This window comes from Halobacillus kuroshimensis DSM 18393, from assembly GCF_000425705.1.
Classification (GTDB): domain Bacteria; phylum Bacillota; class Bacilli; order Bacillales; family Halobacillaceae; genus Halobacillus; species Halobacillus kuroshimensis.
Genome location: NZ_AUDY01000008.1, coordinates 1,032,230 through 1,046,960, shown reverse-complemented (window position 1 = coordinate 1,046,960; position 14,731 = coordinate 1,032,230). Strand labels below are relative to the sequence as shown.

At 46.3% G+C, this 14,731-nt stretch carries 15 protein-coding genes; 13 read left to right on the top strand and 2 right to left on the bottom strand.

Features of this window, described 5'->3' with window-relative positions; genetic code table 11:
* Nucleotides 1–2: 2 nt before the first annotated feature.
* From H615_RS0107375 to H615_RS0107345, 7 genes are all read left to right on the top strand, one after another.
* The gene (locus H615_RS0107375; RefSeq protein WP_425307000.1) at nt 3–1,628 is read left to right on the top strand and encodes a thiamine pyrophosphate-dependent enzyme; all 1,626 of its coding nucleotides are present in this window, start codon (nt 3–5) and stop codon (nt 1,626–1,628) included.
* A 17-nt stretch (nt 1,629–1,645) separates the two neighbouring features.
* Entirely contained in the window at nt 1,646–3,151 is a 1,506-nt protein-coding gene (locus H615_RS0107370; protein WP_027954542.1) for an aldehyde dehydrogenase family protein, read from the top strand.
* Nucleotides 3,152–3,171: 20 nt separating this feature from the next.
* Complete coding sequence (locus H615_RS0107365; RefSeq protein WP_027954541.1) at nt 3,172–4,326, top strand: saccharopine dehydrogenase family protein; 1,155 nt, start codon at nt 3,172–3,174, stop codon at nt 4,324–4,326.
* 181 nt (nt 4,327–4,507) lie between these two features.
* Nucleotides 4,508–4,804 (top strand): hypothetical protein, encoded by a 297-nt coding sequence (locus H615_RS0107360; protein WP_027954540.1) that lies wholly within the window; start codon nt 4,508–4,510, stop codon nt 4,802–4,804.
* A gap of 87 nt (nt 4,805–4,891) precedes the next feature.
* Entirely contained in the window at nt 4,892–5,785 is an 894-nt protein-coding gene (locus tag H615_RS0107355; protein ID WP_027954539.1) for a TIGR01777 family oxidoreductase, read from the top strand.
* A gap of 106 nt (nt 5,786–5,891) precedes the next feature.
* Nucleotides 5,892–6,734 (top strand): putative beta-lysine N-acetyltransferase, encoded by an 843-nt coding sequence (gene ablB, locus H615_RS21015; protein ID WP_035531367.1) that lies wholly within the window; start codon nt 5,892–5,894, stop codon nt 6,732–6,734.
* A 191-nt stretch (nt 6,735–6,925) separates the two neighbouring features.
* On the top strand, nt 6,926–7,762 hold the full coding sequence (locus tag H615_RS0107345; RefSeq protein WP_027954538.1) for a DUF4037 domain-containing protein: 837 nt from the start codon (nt 6,926–6,928) through the stop codon (nt 7,760–7,762).
* Here the strand turns inward: H615_RS0107345 and H615_RS21010 are convergent.
* Nucleotides 7,759–8,133, bottom strand: a complete 375-nt coding sequence (locus H615_RS21010) for a fluoride efflux transporter FluC (protein ID WP_051254614.1) — start codon at nt 8,131–8,133, stop codon at nt 7,759–7,761. The two genes, H615_RS0107345 and H615_RS21010, sit on opposite strands and share 4 nt — an antisense overlap.
* Nucleotides 8,130–8,501 (bottom strand): fluoride efflux transporter FluC, encoded by a 372-nt coding sequence (locus H615_RS0107335; protein WP_027954537.1) that lies wholly within the window; start codon nt 8,499–8,501, stop codon nt 8,130–8,132. Before H615_RS0107335 ends, H615_RS21010 begins: the two co-directional genes overlap by 4 nt.
* Nucleotides 8,502–8,630: 129 nt before the next feature.
* On the opposite strand from H615_RS0107335, the gene H615_RS0107330 reads away from it, so the two are divergent.
* The 6 genes from H615_RS0107330 to H615_RS0107310 all read left to right on the top strand — a co-directional run bounded on the left by H615_RS0107330 (nt 8,631) and on the right by H615_RS0107310 (nt 14,682).
* Nucleotides 8,631–9,770 carry an FtsW/RodA/SpoVE family cell cycle protein gene (locus tag H615_RS0107330; RefSeq protein ID WP_027954536.1) on the top strand — a complete coding sequence of 380 codons (1,140 nt, stop codon included), beginning with the start codon at nt 8,631–8,633 and terminating at the stop codon, nt 9,768–9,770.
* 270 nt (nt 9,771–10,040) lie between these two features.
* The gene (locus H615_RS0107325) at nt 10,041–11,237 is read left to right on the top strand and encodes a dicarboxylate/amino acid:cation symporter (RefSeq protein ID WP_027954535.1); all 1,197 of its coding nucleotides are present in this window, start codon (nt 10,041–10,043) and stop codon (nt 11,235–11,237) included.
* 491 nt (nt 11,238–11,728) lie between these two features.
* The gene (locus tag H615_RS0107320) at nt 11,729–11,989 is read left to right on the top strand and encodes a YesK family protein (RefSeq protein WP_027954534.1); all 261 of its coding nucleotides are present in this window, start codon (nt 11,729–11,731) and stop codon (nt 11,987–11,989) included.
* A 77-nt stretch (nt 11,990–12,066) separates the two neighbouring features.
* Nucleotides 12,067–12,264, top strand: a complete 198-nt coding sequence (locus H615_RS22030; protein ID WP_084163041.1) for a hypothetical protein — start codon at nt 12,067–12,069, stop codon at nt 12,262–12,264.
* A gap of 47 nt (nt 12,265–12,311) precedes the next feature.
* Nucleotides 12,312–13,253, top strand: a complete 942-nt coding sequence (locus H615_RS0107315; protein ID WP_027954533.1) for a phosphotransferase — start codon at nt 12,312–12,314, stop codon at nt 13,251–13,253.
* A gap of 175 nt (nt 13,254–13,428) precedes the next feature.
* The gene (locus H615_RS0107310; protein WP_035531364.1) at nt 13,429–14,682 is read left to right on the top strand and encodes an aminopeptidase; all 1,254 of its coding nucleotides are present in this window, start codon (nt 13,429–13,431) and stop codon (nt 14,680–14,682) included.
* The last annotated feature ends 49 nt before the right edge of the window (nt 14,683–14,731 follow it).

The following is a 14,731-nucleotide window of genomic DNA, read 5'->3' as shown; positions in this document are numbered from 1 at the left end:
TTATGTCCAGTGCCCGGGCCATTGTGGAGTGTATAAAAATGGAAGGTGTCCGACATATTTTCTGCGTCCCAGGGGAAAGTTTTCTGCCGGTGCTGGATGCTATATCAAGGGAACGTTCCATGCAGTTGATTTCCGCCAGGCATGAAGGCGGTGCATCGTTTATGGCGGAAGCCTATGGGAAAGCGGGCTCCTGTCCTGGAGTCGTCATGGCCACTAGAGGAGTTGGAGCGGCCAACCTTGCTATTGGTGTCCATACGGCTGCGCAGGACTCCACACCTCTTGTCGTTCTCCTTGGACAAGTGCATTCCAGCTTCAAGGGGCGTGAAGGGTTTCAGGAAGTGGATTTGGAAGCCTTTTTCAAACCTATCGCGAAGTGGGTGGCGGAAATCAGAGAGCCGCCCCGGACAACCGAAATCATTCAGCGTGCCTTCCGGATTGCACAAACGGGGCGGCCCGGACCAGTGGTGGTTTCGCTGCCTGAAGATATTTTGAACAAAGAAGCCCTTATGACATTCGGGACGGCGGTTACAATACCTGCACCTGCACCTTCTGATGAGGAAGTAGAAGCCGTAAAGACTGCCTTGAATTCCGCTGTCCGTCCGGTGGTGATTGCCGGGGGCGGGATTAAGCGTGCAGGCGCAGAACAAGAGCTGGTCTCTTTCGCAGAACGCTTCAGCCTTCCCGTCGTTACAGCCTTTCGCAGACATGACAGCTTTCCAAATGACCACCGTTTATATGCCGGCCATCTCGGGTTAGGAACCGATGCGGAGATTCTGGAAACGGTTCGTCAAGCCGATACGATTGTTGCGGTCGGCACCCGTTTATCAGAAATTACAACACAGGACTATAAGCTTCTCACTCCCGACCACAAGGTCATTCATATAGATATCGATGAACAGACGATTGGAAGTGTGCATCCGCCGTTCCTGGGGGTGGCCGCTGATGCACGACAGACATTGAAAAAGCTGAGATCCATGCATATTACCGCCGGATGGATTTCGTGGGCGGAACAAAGGCGGCTGAAATATGAACGCACGCTGACCAACGCTGGAAGGCAGATGTTAAATGGCCGGGTTATCGAGTGTTTGCAGCACAAACTCAAAGAAAACAGTGTGATTACCAACGATGCTGGTAATTTTGCGGGATGGCTTCATTCATTCTTTGTGTTTCGTCATCCCCATTCCTATGTGGGTCCGACATCCGGGGCAATGGGCTACGGACTCCCTGCAGCCCTTGGAGTGAAGCTGGCATCTCCTGACAAAACCGTCGTCTCTCTCTCCGGAGATGGAGGGTTTATGATGACCATGCAGGAAGTGGAGACCGCCGTCAGATACAACATTCCTGTAATTAGTCTTGTCTTTAACAACCGTATGTATGGAACCATCCGCATGCATCAGGAAATGCATTACCCGTACCAGGTCGCCGGAACAGACCTGGGAGAGGTCCGGTTCAGTAAAATAGCCCGTCATATGGGAGCGGAAGGGTTCTATGTACAAACAGCAGAGGAATTCTCAGGCGCCCTGGAGAAAGCTCTACGGTCGAACGTCCCTGTAGTCATTGAAATTGAATGCGATCCGGAGCAGATTTCCTTGAACCGGACCATTTCAAGTATCCGGTCAAATCAGTAACCAAGAGGAGTGAGGACATGGAAATCACCCAGGTGAAAAAGTTAAAGAACTTTATCAATGGCGAATGGAAGGCACCTTCTACGGAAAAAATGACCAAGGTGTATAACCCGGCTGATTCAGAAATACTAGCCGACGTTCCGTTATCCAACGCAGAGGACGTTAAGGCGGCGACCAGGGCGGCCGTTTCTGCCCAAAAGAAATGGGCGCTTGTTCCTGCACCGCAGCGGGCGGAGGTCCTTTATAAAGCAGGCTTGATCATGAAGGAGAAAAAAGAGTATCTGGCTCGTCTGCTGACGATGGAAAACGGTAAAGTCATTGAAGAGGCGCGTGGAGAGGTGCAGGAAGGGATCGACATGGCGTTTTATATGGCTGGAGAAGGCCGGCGCCTGTTTGGACAGACAACTCCTTCCGAGCTGAAGGATAAGTTTGCTATGAGTGTCCGTGCCCCTGTAGGTGTCGTCGGAATTATAACCCCTTGGAACTTTCCCATTGCCATTGCAACGTGGAAGTCTTTCCCTGCCATCGTGGCTGGAAATGCCGTCGTTTGGAAACCTGCAACCGAAACCCCGTTCATGGCCTTCGAAATGGCCGGGATTCTTCAGGAATCAGGCCTTCCTGAAGGTGTTCTGAACGTTGTGTTCGGATCCGGTTCCAACGTAGGGGAGGCGATGATCGAAGAAGATGACATCCGTGTTATATCCTTCACCGGATCGAACGAAGTTGGCAGGCACATTGCTGGTAAGTGCGGAAGCCGCCTGAAGAAAGTGTCATTGGAAATGGGTGGAAAAAATGGTGTGATCGTCATGGATGACGCTGACTTATCCCTTGCTGTTGAAGGGATTTTGTGGAGTGCGTTCGGCACGAGCGGACAGCGCTGCACCGCCTGCAGCCGTGTTATGGTGCACGAGAACGTCAAAAAAGAGCTGGAGGAGCGGCTGCTCAGGGAAACGGAAAAGCTGACAATAGGAAGCGGCCTTGATGAGTCGATAAAGGTGGGACCGATTATCAATCGGGGCGGCCTTGAAAAAATTCAGCAGTACGTAGACATTGGAAAACAAGAAGGGGCCAAGCTGCTTACAGGAGGTTCTGTGATGAACCAGGGCGCATTGGAAAAAGGCTGTTACTTCGCCCCGACTATTTTCACAGATGTTACTCCGGACATGCGGATTGCCCGTGAAGAAATTTTCGGTCCGGTGGTATCCCTTATTCCTGTTAAAAGCTTTGAAGAAGCGGTTCATATCAATAATCAAGTCGAATTCGGCCTGTCCAGTTCGATTTTCACTAAGGATGTAAACCGAGTGTTTGCTGCTCAACGGGATCTCGACACAGGAATCGTTTATGTGAACGCGGGAACGACAGGTGCTGAGATCCATCTTCCGTTTGGCGGAACAAAAGGCACAGGCAACGGCCATAGAGATTCCGGAGTAGCTGCTCTTGATGTGTTCACAGAATGGAAGGCCGTTTATGTCGATTTCAGCGGCCGCCTGCAGCGGGCGCAGATTGATGTAGAGGAAGGTTCATAACGGGCAGAAGGAGTGATCCAATGAAGGTGGCTGTTTTAGGGTCCGGTCTCATGGGAAAGGAAGCGGCCAGAGACCTTGCTCACAGTCCTGGTGTAACACATGTCGGTCTGGCTGATATTGATCAGAAAAGAGCCGAGGCTGTCGTTCATACGCTGCATTCTCCAAAGCTTTCCGCCTTTCAGGTTGATGCAGGCAATGAACAGCAGCTCGAGAGCTTTTTACAAGATTACGATGTCGTGATCAATGCCTTGTTTTATTCGTTTAACGAAATCGTTGCGCGTACAGCAGTGAAAGCGGGTGTCCACTCCGTCGATCTTGGAGGGCATATCGGTCACATTACCGACCGTGTGCTTGAGCTGGATGAATCGGCCCGAAAGGCGGGTGTTACCATCATCCCTGACCTCGGTGTAGCCCCCGGGATGATTAATATCCTTTCCGGGTATGGCGCATCCAAACTGGACAGCTTGAGTGGTATAAAGCTGTTCGTCGGGGGGATTCCTGTCCGCCCAGAGCCCCCGCTCGAGTATAACCATGTCTTTTCTATGGAAGGACTGCTGGACCACTATTCTGATCCTTCCACGATAATAAGAAAAGGGAAACTGGAAGAGGTGGAATCCCTGACAGAAATAGAGCCGATTTACTTTGACCGCTTCGGCCCTCTGGAGGCTTTTCACACTTCCGGCGGCACATCAACGCTGTTGCAATCCTACCCGGATATTGAAACGCTGGAATATAAAACGATCCGTTACCCCGGCCATGCAGCGAAGATGAAGCTGCTCGTGGACCTGAACCTCACAGGAGCCGGCAAAGAAGTGGAAGTAGACGGGAGGAAAGTGAATACGAGAAAGGTTCTACTGAAAAGCATTGACCCTCTTTTGGAACTAAAAGAAAAAGATGACGCTGTGCTTTTAAGAGTCCTGGTAGAAGGGCGGAAGGATGGGGAAGACCAATCCTGCTGCTATGAAATGATCACATATAAAGACAGGGAAGCTAATGTAACGGCGATGGCAAGAGCGACCGCTAATACGATATCCGTTGCTGCACAGATGATCGGAAGCGGCCGGATCACAAAGCGGGGCGTCCATCCTCCCGAAAGAATTGTTCCTGGTGATTTTTATATCAGGGAAATGGCGAAGCGGGGAGTTGTCATTACAGAACGAAATCATAAAGTGTAGGAAAAGAGGGGCGCCCCCCCCTCTTTTCTTAATTTTTACATAGAATTCAGACAGGATGAATATCCCGGAGCTATACTGGTGACACCGCATGAAATCAGTGCCGCTCAACAGTAGGATGGGTGATGATGTTTAAAAGAAGAAGATATTGGTAAGGTAAAGAAAAAACAGGGAGTGCGTAAACATGGTATGGAAAGAAATCGACAATCTGCAGTTTCTCAGCCAGCTATCCTTGAAGCAGGTCGAGGACAGACTCTTGATCACTGCTGATTTTGCACCTGAACTGAAAAAGACACTGGGGATGAAAGAGCCCTTTCTTTACGTCACGCTTTATGTTCGTGGAGGGGCGAGGATAAAGATCATTGATGAGGATAGTGCTGCCCTTTTTAATACAACCAAAAAAGATTTTGACGAAGACACGTATGAGCGGATTATTGATTTTGCCAAATCCCATGCCCGTCAATTCAAGAAAAGAACATGACCTTCATGGTAAAATAAACCTACGGTTTACATGCCATAGTAAGGAGCGTTTTGCTCTTTCATTATTTTCCTGAAAGGTGGTTTACATATGAAAAAAGTGGTATTAGCTGGGGGAACTGGATTTATCGGCAACTATTTTAAGCAGCGATTCGAAGAGATGGGTGTTGAAACCTGTATGATTTCCAGGCAGCCCGGGTATATTCACTGGGAAGACTTTGACGGGATTGTTCAGGCTCTTGAAGGAGCCGATCTGTTGGTGAATCTGGCAGGCAAATCTGTGAACTGCCGGTATCATCCACGTAATCAAAACGAAATTATGATCTCTCGCGTCATGACGACGCATGTTCTAAGTAAAGCTCTCAAAGCGTGTTCCCACCCGCCGGAAGTGTGGATGAACTCGAGTACAGCTACGATTTACCGGCATGCGGAAGACCGGCCGATGACTGAGGAGTCTGGGGAAACTGGGAGTGGGTTTTCCGTCAATGTCGCATCGACCTGGGAGGATCACTTCTATGCCCACAGCCTGCCTGGAGTCCGCAGGGTCGCGCTTCGGACAGCGATCGTCCTCGGTAAAGAGGGAGGTGTGATGGGCCCTTATAAAAATTTAGTCAAGTTTGGTCTCGGAGGTGTCCAAGGGAGTGGAAAGCAGATGTTCAGCTGGATTCACGTGGAGGATTTGTTCAGGATTGTGTTATTCCTGAAAGACCGGTCTGATTTAACCGGTGCTTTTAATTGTTCAGCACCCGGGCCGGTCACCAACGCTCATTTCATGGAAATCATGCGGGAACAAATGGGGCGGAGCTCTGGACTTTCCGCTTCGAAGTGGATGCTTGAGATTGGTTCTGCATTTATCCGCACAGAAACCGAATTGGTGTTGAAAAGCCGTTGGGTCATTCCGGATCGTCTGGTCAAAGCAGGGTTTTCCTTTGAATATCCTGCCATCGACGATGCACTCTCGGAAATTCTACAAATGTCGTCATAATTAGTCCCTCGAGACATATTCCTTCTTTATCCAGGCCCCTGTAAAATAAAAGAGTAGAGGTGAATGAAAGCTGACTTGAAACTCATAAAGGGGAGAAAAAGTGATTATGTCTAAGGTGGATCTTTCTGTTCAAACGCTTTTGGAAAACGATGATGTTCATTTGGAACCTGTCAATAAACGGATCAAGGTGTACAAGCTTCCAGACTGGATCACTGAGGAAGAACTGGATGAACTTTCTCAGACGGCTCTGGATAACGACTGCGATAAAATCATTTTCTATGTGCGGGCAGATCAAAAAGAAACATCGATTGCAGAGGAGCTTTCCTTTATATATGAAGGTGAAATCCAAGGTTTTTTTCAAGGGGAGGATGCGCTGATTTATGCCAGGTACTTGAATCCTGACAGAGGGAGAGCCGGCACGGGCAATGTGATCCCACGCCTCAAGGAATTAAACATACAGGAGCAGACCGGGGTTAAGCACCTGCCTGAAGGTTATGATATCCGATGGGCGGAGGAAAAGGATGCAGAGGAAATGGCCGAGTTGTACCGGGAGGTTTTTCCGAAATACCCAACCCCTATTCATGACCCTTCCTATATTAAACAGCTGATGAGAGAAGAAGTTTATTTTTCCCTCATTCATGACCGGCACCAGCTGGTGAGCTCCTGTTCCGCTGATCTATTTCCTGAATTTAATGCAGCGGAATTCACGGACTGCGCAACCCTTCCTTCTCATAGAGGAAAAGGTCTTTTATCCTGTCAATACCCACACCTGGAAGAAAAGATGAAACATCTCGGCGTTCAGACGATGTTCTCCTACACGCGTGCAGCTTCCATGGGGATGAATATCGTAGCAAGACAGCAGGGCTTCACGTTCGGGGGCTGTATGATTCAAAACAGTATGATCGGCAGTGGACTCGAAGATATGAATATATGGTATAAAGCTTTGTAAACCTAAAGCTTAGTAAAACCGAATAAGAAAATAACACCCGTACGGTGAAAAATGGGATCATCGTACGGGTTTTTCTTTGCAGACCGTCTTCCCTGCCGGCAGACATCCACCGTAACACTTTTCTGTCGGAGTATGAAGATGCTGCTTGCAGGGCAGGCAGAATGAGATCGAACATATGAGGAGGGATTTGGTTGAGTTTAAATAAAAAAGCTGTAAACATGGCGTACTTCTATCAGGAGAATGCCAATGTGGAAGCTGTCATTTTAGCTGGTTCTGTGTCCAGGAACCTTGATGATCATCATTCTGATATTGAACTGCATGTGTTGTGGAAAGAGCCACCGAGTGATTATGACCGCATGGATCCGGTAAAAAGAGGAGAAGGGATTCTTCATACGTTTTACCCTTATGAAGATGGTGAGTGGTCTGAGACGTATCACGATCAAAGCGGGGTGAAGTTTGAAATCAGCAGCTTTTTAACGACTACGATTTCAGAGGTGATCCACGATGTAAAGAAAAAGCTGGATGTGAGTTATGAAAAACAGTGCCTTCTTGCAGCTGTTCAGGACGGGGTCGTATTACATGGCCATCATGTAGGAGATATACTGAAGCAGGAGGTGGATGTTTACCCGGGTGCCTTAGCGGAAAAGATGATCAAAATCCACCTGGATTTTGGCAGCCCGTGGCGCAGCCGGAGAGTATTGTGTGAAAGAGAAGACTGGCTGATGTTTTATTCTGTCATCTGCAGAGTTCATCAAAATCTTTTCGGCATTCTTCACGGATTAAACCGGATGTACGTCAAACACCCTTCCTTTAAATGGATGAAAGAAACCTTGAAGCAGATGGACGTTCACCCTGAACGGATGTCTGAGAGATTGACTCACATCTTTCACGCATCTCCTGCACAGGCGCTGCAGGAGACAGAGCAGCTCGTTAAGGAGGTCGTCCGGCTGGTGGAAGTTTCTGATTATAAAGGGCTCCTTCAGGAGGAAAGGGCGTCGCACTGGAAAGGAGCGGGCCCCGTCAGTTAAAGCTGTGACAGCAGGGAAGGGAAGGTATACCCAATGATATACAGGGTCAGGCCCAAGGTATAGCTGGCAATTGTATAAGCTGTAAGTGTTTTCCACTCCCTTCCCCTGTGGAGGTGGAGGGCTTCCAGTTTAAACGTGGAAAACGTGGTCAAACCTCCCATGATCCCTGTTCCGGCCAATGTTATCCATGCTTCTGAAAGATGGATGCCGGCTGTTGTACCGAGCAGGAAGGAACCGGTCATATTGACAGTAAAAGTGGCCCAAGGAAAGGAAGAAGATGTCCGTCTGTTGATCCATTTACTTATAGTATAGCGCAGGACAGCTCCAATGAATCCGCCTGCCCCCGCCAGGAGTAATAACAGTATCGTCATCGAGTCTTCCTCCCTGCGAGGTGGTATCCAAGGGATGAGCATAGAAATCCGCCCCCGATGCTCAGGCTTATGTAGAGAAGGCTTTCCCATTCACTGCCATGCTCATACAACGAAAACGCATCTGCTGTCAAAGCGGAAAACGTCGTGTAAGATCCAATGAGTCCGGTGCCCAGAAAAGCTTTCCACTCAGCCGCCAGCTGATATTTGTTGATCAGTCCCGCGGTCAACCAAGCCAGCAGAAAGCTGCCGGATAGATTCACAAGCAGGGTGGAATAAGGAAATCCACTCGTATTTACAAATAATAGACCAATCAAGTACCTCAGGGATGCCCCGATAAACCCACCAAAGCCGACATAAAGATAGATCATTCCACAAACCTCCTACCATTCTCATCGATATTATAAAGACTTTTGATTTAATTTAAAAGGAATGCTTTTTTTACATGGGGAGAACCCTTATAATTTATCTATCAGCACCAAAATGAAAGAGGGTTACCAATGATAGTCAGAATCTTAAAGAACATCGATTTTTCAATCCTTTTCGCCGTACTGGCACTTTCCGCCTTTGGTACTGTCATGGTATACAGCGCGAGCATGGTCAGTGGTGTCATGGTGTATGACGTAACCCCCGGATATTTCTTTGAAAAACAGCTGCTTTCCTGGGGTCTGGGAATCGGCGCTTTATTTTTCGGGATCATCTTTCCGTATAAAAACTACCGCCGTTTATTTAAACTCATTTTACTGGTGACCGTCATTTTATTAGGAATGGTTTTTGTCATTGGACAAACGACCAACAACGCTCAGTCCTGGATCAGCCTCCCGCTGATCGGACGCTTTCAGCCGGCGGAACTAGCAAAGATGTCACTAATTATCTACCTGGCTGCTATTTATACGAAAAAAAGCAGCTACATACAGGATTTCACACGAGGGCTGCTTCCTCCTATGATCATTACGATGCTTGTCGTGGCCATGATCTTAAAGCAGCCGGACTTGGGCACGGCAGTGATCGCGCTGGCTGTTTCCGGATTGATCATTATGTCCAGCGGCTTGAAGAAGTCCCATTTGTTCTTTATGCTCGGTCTCGTTTTAGTGGCTGCAGTTACGATGTATCAATTCGGATTGAGTGAAGAACAGCTCTCCCGGTTTGATGGTGCCTACCAGCCCTTCGAATATGCGGATGACGCAGGGTACCAGCTGATTAATTCCTATCTCGCTATCCATAATGGCGGGATTATCGGTACAGGCCTTGGGGCAGGTGTGCAAAAGCTTGGATATCTGCCGGAAGCGCATACCGACTTTATTATGGCCGTCATAGCGGAAGAGCTGGGAATTATTGGAGTGGCTGTTGTGATCGGACTGATCGCTCTTATCGTCCTGCGTGGTTTTTATGTCAGTATGAACAGTCATGATACCTTCGGAAGGCTGCTATCTATCGGTGTTTCCGGTTTGATTGGCATTCAGGCTGTTATCAATCTGGGAGGATTGACAGGATTAATTCCTTTGACGGGAGTTCCGCTTCCGTTTGTCAGTTTTGGTGGAACCTCGTTATTGATGATGATGTTTTCTGCAGGAATTTTAATCAATATCCACGCTATTTCTAAAATCAAAAAGAATCAGGAAGAAAGAGCTGCCGCATAAAAAGGCGTCACCCCTTGAGGGTGGCGCTTTTGTTTTTATAAAGCACGTTCCAGACTGTGGTGCAGCGCTGGTCAAAGGATGACCTGAACAGCTGAGATGAGACGCAGAAGGTTGGTAACACCAGTCCGTAACTTTGTTCTTTACATATCCATTGTTTTATTGTTTTTTATACTTCACAAACCATAGAAAAAAGGGTAGTGTATAAACCATGATTTGTTCTATAACACATGACCTCGTTAAATTTTTACAAATGAAGAAGGGGAGAGGGAGATGAAAAGAATACCATTATTAGTAAGGATTGTCCTGGCAATAGCGCTGGGGATCATTATAGGACAGTTTGCACCGGAGATTTTGATTGAAATCGCTGCAACATTCACAGGTTTATTCGGTAATTTCCTAAGCTTTGTCATCCCGTTAATCATTCTCGGTTTTATTGCACCGGGGATCGCATCAATGGGCAAGGGGGCAGGAAAGATGCTGGGTCTGACGACTGGATTAGCCTATGCCTCCACAGTTCTGGCAGGTACAGCGGCTTTTTTATTCGCCAAGAACCTGTATCCATCTTTTTTGCAAGGACAAAGAGGGGGGTCTTTTGCTAATCCAGAGGAATCCCTGGTGGAAGCACCTTTTTCAGTCGAAATGACTCCAATTATGGGCGTAATGGCCGCACTTATATTATCTTTCCTATTAGGAGTTGGAATGACGGCTGTTCAAGGCGATTCCTTATTACATGTCATGAATGAGTTTCGCTCCATTATCCAAAAGGTAATAGAGAATATCATTATTCCACTCTTACCATTTCATATATTTGGAATCTTTGCGAATATGACGTATGCAGGACAAGTCGGTACGATTTTAAGTGTATTCGCCAAAGTGTTTCTGATGATCATAGCCCTGCATCTGCTTTATCTCATCGTTATCTATGGTATTGCAGGCAGTATGCATGGCAGAAATCCATTCAGCTTATTGAAGAAAATGACGCCAGCCTACTTTACAGCATTAGGAACGCAGTCTTCGGCAGCTACGATTCCAGTTACATTAAAGCAAGTGAAGAAAATGGGAGTGCGCGAACGTGTCGCAGATTTTGCTGTACCGTTACTTGCGAATGTCCACTTAGCAGGAAGTACAATCACAATTACCAGCTGTGCCATGGCGGTTATGTATATGCTTGGACAAGCCACAACATTTGCCGATGTATTTCCATTCATTCTTATGGTAGGAATTACAATGATTGCAGCCCCGGGTGTGCCGGGAGGAGCAGTTATGGCAGCTATCGGCCTTCTCGAATCCATGTTAGGGTTCGATTCCACCATGGTTTCCTTAATTATTGCTCTCTACCTAGCTCAAGACAGCTTTGGTACAGCAACGAACGTTACAGGCGATGGAGCCATTACTGCGATTGCTGATAAACTTATGAGAAAAAGGAAACAAGAGGATATTCCTGTATCTGATCAGAACGTTGGATAAGGAAGTCCGCTTGTAGTAAAAAAGCCGCTGCTTAGGCAGCGGCTTTCTGTCTGTCGAGAAACAATCGCTGCCCCGCATGTCGTAGTTGCGTTAACGTATCTCTTATCGGTGGATGCATGCCGCGGCATTGACCTCAGCTAACTTGAATGGGAAGAGCACCTGCCCAAGTGTATCTTTGGCTCGTACTGTTACGCAAACATCACCACTGAACGCCCCTGGTGACCTCAGCAAATAATTCTTTGTATCCTTTAAAATCACAGCTCACAAAGTGATGTACAATCCATAGAGGTATTTCAGAAAATGAAGGGAATAGAAATGGTTTTACTTTCCTAAACCATTACACATGAGTTCAATGCGGAGTTGCATTGTTAACAAGCGAGGGAAAGGTCTTATTAAAGGAGCAACGCCATTAGGCTTCACATGCAATCTGTTAATATCCATTTTATGGTATAATATAGACCGCATAGACGTAATGGAATGGAGGCACTCTTATGATGATTTACGGACCTTTACTCGTATCATTCATTCCAGGGATCCTTGTATTGGGTCTTGCGTGGTGGTTCAGCAGAAAGGGTTTTTCTCTGTTTATCAGGATGTTACCCGGAGGTTTATTGAGTATTGCAGTTCTTGTTCTCTTCTATATTGGATTTGTTATCATCAGGGGATTCGAAGGGGCAGCTTATGGTATTCTTTGTTTCTTTTTTATCCTTTTTGCTATTCTATCATTTGCTCTTGCATTTAAGGTGAAATGAAGTACAAGAAAGTAATTGTGGCATATTCTCAATGGGATCAATAAAAATATAGTCAGTGATATCGGAGGGGGGTTTTTGTGAATCAGTTATTGGCCTTTTCTATATTAGGTTTAAGTTGTAGTGGTGCGGTTTTAATGCTATCTCTTCCTTTATTATTTGAGTCTCCGACAGGATACGTTGAACTCTTATTGGCTGCTGGATCAGCAGGTTCTTTTGCCGTTTTCGCCGCCTCAGCCCTCGTTTTTCGAAACCGTTTCAACCACTCTAAGGATTGATGGTTCAGCTTTCCCTGTTGATCTTATGCAATGAAAGGAAGGTTTTTTTGGATCTTCTAAATCAAAGACTGCAAGAAGTGAAAAAGTCCCCCATTCATTCAGAACATATTAAAGGAGCTCACGCGGGTCATGTGATCCGGATTGAAACTTTCAATCAAAATGGTGAAAAGGAAAAACTCATCTATAAAGAATTTGCTAAGGGTAGAAACAATGAAATAGACATCTATAAAAAGCTGGCGGATCATCTACAGTCTTTTATCGGGCTGGTGAAATGGTGGGAGTCTCCCCCACAAGCCATTCTTATGATTGATTTTGGAATACCCTTAAAAGACGATTTTATGGAATCCCCTTTCCATAAAAAAAAGAAGTCGATCATGTCTATTCTGCAACGGCTCTCTCATCTACATAGTTTAAAAATTGACCAGACCGGTGTTCCTCTGAATACTCATGCTATTACATATGAATGGTCGGAGTGGGCCATTGAACAATTAAAGCTGTTAAATGCAACGCACATATGGGCACCTGATTGGTTCACTCAAATAGAAATTATCTACCATAGATTAAAACTTGCTGAATATAAAGTGAGAGGTCCTTTGACTCTCACACATGGCGACCCTCATCTTGAAAATGTTTTCAGGTATCATGGTGAAATATGGTTTATTGACTGGGAGTGGACGGCATTTGCTTCACCGCTCAGGGATGTCACGATACTTTTGCAGGATGTATATGACGAGAAGTTGGTGCAGGATGTATATAGAGCTTATAAGGTTTTGCTGGATAAGAAAAACGTATCAATAAGTAATGATGCATACAGACATGATTTTCACCATTTATATTTGGATCACACGGTGATGATGCTGGCATGGGAAATCGAGAAATACTTTCAAGGATATACTGCCGAAGGCAGGATCAAGGAAATTGTAGAATTTAAGATAAACCAAATAAACAAAGTGGTCAGAGGAGAAGCGGACCTTTTTGAAAAGCAGTAAAATACGATAGCGCGCTTAGGGTAAAATGGATGGCTGTCTTAATTTCATGCCTTACGTTAAGTTCGAAAAACAGCTGCACAGCGCGGTTTGCTGTTTTGTCATACAAAGCTGGGAGATCAAAGCAGAAGAGAGCCTGGCAGGAGAATCTATCATACTACTTCTGGGGAGTTATCAAATGACTACAGGAATCTATGAGTGTGTAAGTGAAGAAGCATTATACAAGTACGCAGAACTCGCTGTAAAAGTTGGTGTGAATCTACAAAAACAGCAGATGTTGATTATTCATAGTGATATCCAAAATGCTCCGTTTGCACGTCTCATTCAAACGGCAGCCTATAAGGCAGGTGCATCAAACGTACATATAGATTGGACTGATGTACAGTCTGCCAAAGAATTTTTCTTACATGCACCAGATCGCATCATCGGGTACTATCCGGATTGGCAGGCCGCCCGTTTTAAGGAATGGGAAGAGGCAGACGCCGCTTATATCCATATTATTACTGAGAATACGGAGATGTTTAAGGAGGTTTCTGCTGAAAGGGTGGCCCGTTTTCAAAAAGCTTCTCGTACCAAATTGAGGGATTATCACAATAAGGTTAGATCCCACGAGATACGCTGGTGTCTTCTGGCTGTACCGAGTGTTGACTGGGCATTGAAGGTATTCCCGAACCTACGTAAAGAAGAAGCTGTAAAATCCTTGTGGACGTCGATTTTAAAAGGGGCCCGGGCAGACGGGGATTTCCCTGTAAAGGATTGGAAAACGCACCATGCAGCCTTCGAGTCCCGGAAGAATTTCCTGAATGAGAGCCAATTTGAATCCCTGCATTTTAAGAATAGCTGGGGAACTGATTTACACGTTGGTCTACCTGAAAACCATCTCTATATCGGCGGGGGAGTCTCAGATAAAGAAGATATCCCATTCTTTCCGAACATTCCTACCGAAGAAGTATTTACTGCTCCCCATAGAAATAAAGTGAATGGCAGACTGGCAGGTAGTAGACCCCTTGTTTATGAGGGACGTGTTATTGATGGGTTTTATCTGATTTTTAAAAACGGTCGGATTACGGACTATTATGCGGCAGAGGGGCAGGAAGTGCTGGAGCATCTTATTGCTGCAGACGAGGGATCCCATTACCTCGGGGAAATCGCTCTCGTCTCTCATACATCCCCACTTGCTCAGGAGGATACTCTTTTTTACAACACACTGTTTGATGAGAATACATCCTGTCATATCGGAATTGGGCATGCTTCTCCTTCCAATATTCAGAACGGCATGAATCAATCTGTGAAAGAGTTGAAGACAGCTGGGCTGAATACATCGCTATTGTCCGTTAATGTGACCTTTGGTACTGGAGATATGAAAGTAACTGGCATAAACGAGGACGGAAATGAAATCCTGCTGATGGAAGAGGGGGAATTTCAATTTTAAATTGCCGGCAGCTGAAAAGCGTCATCCATGGAGGATGACGCTTTTTTAA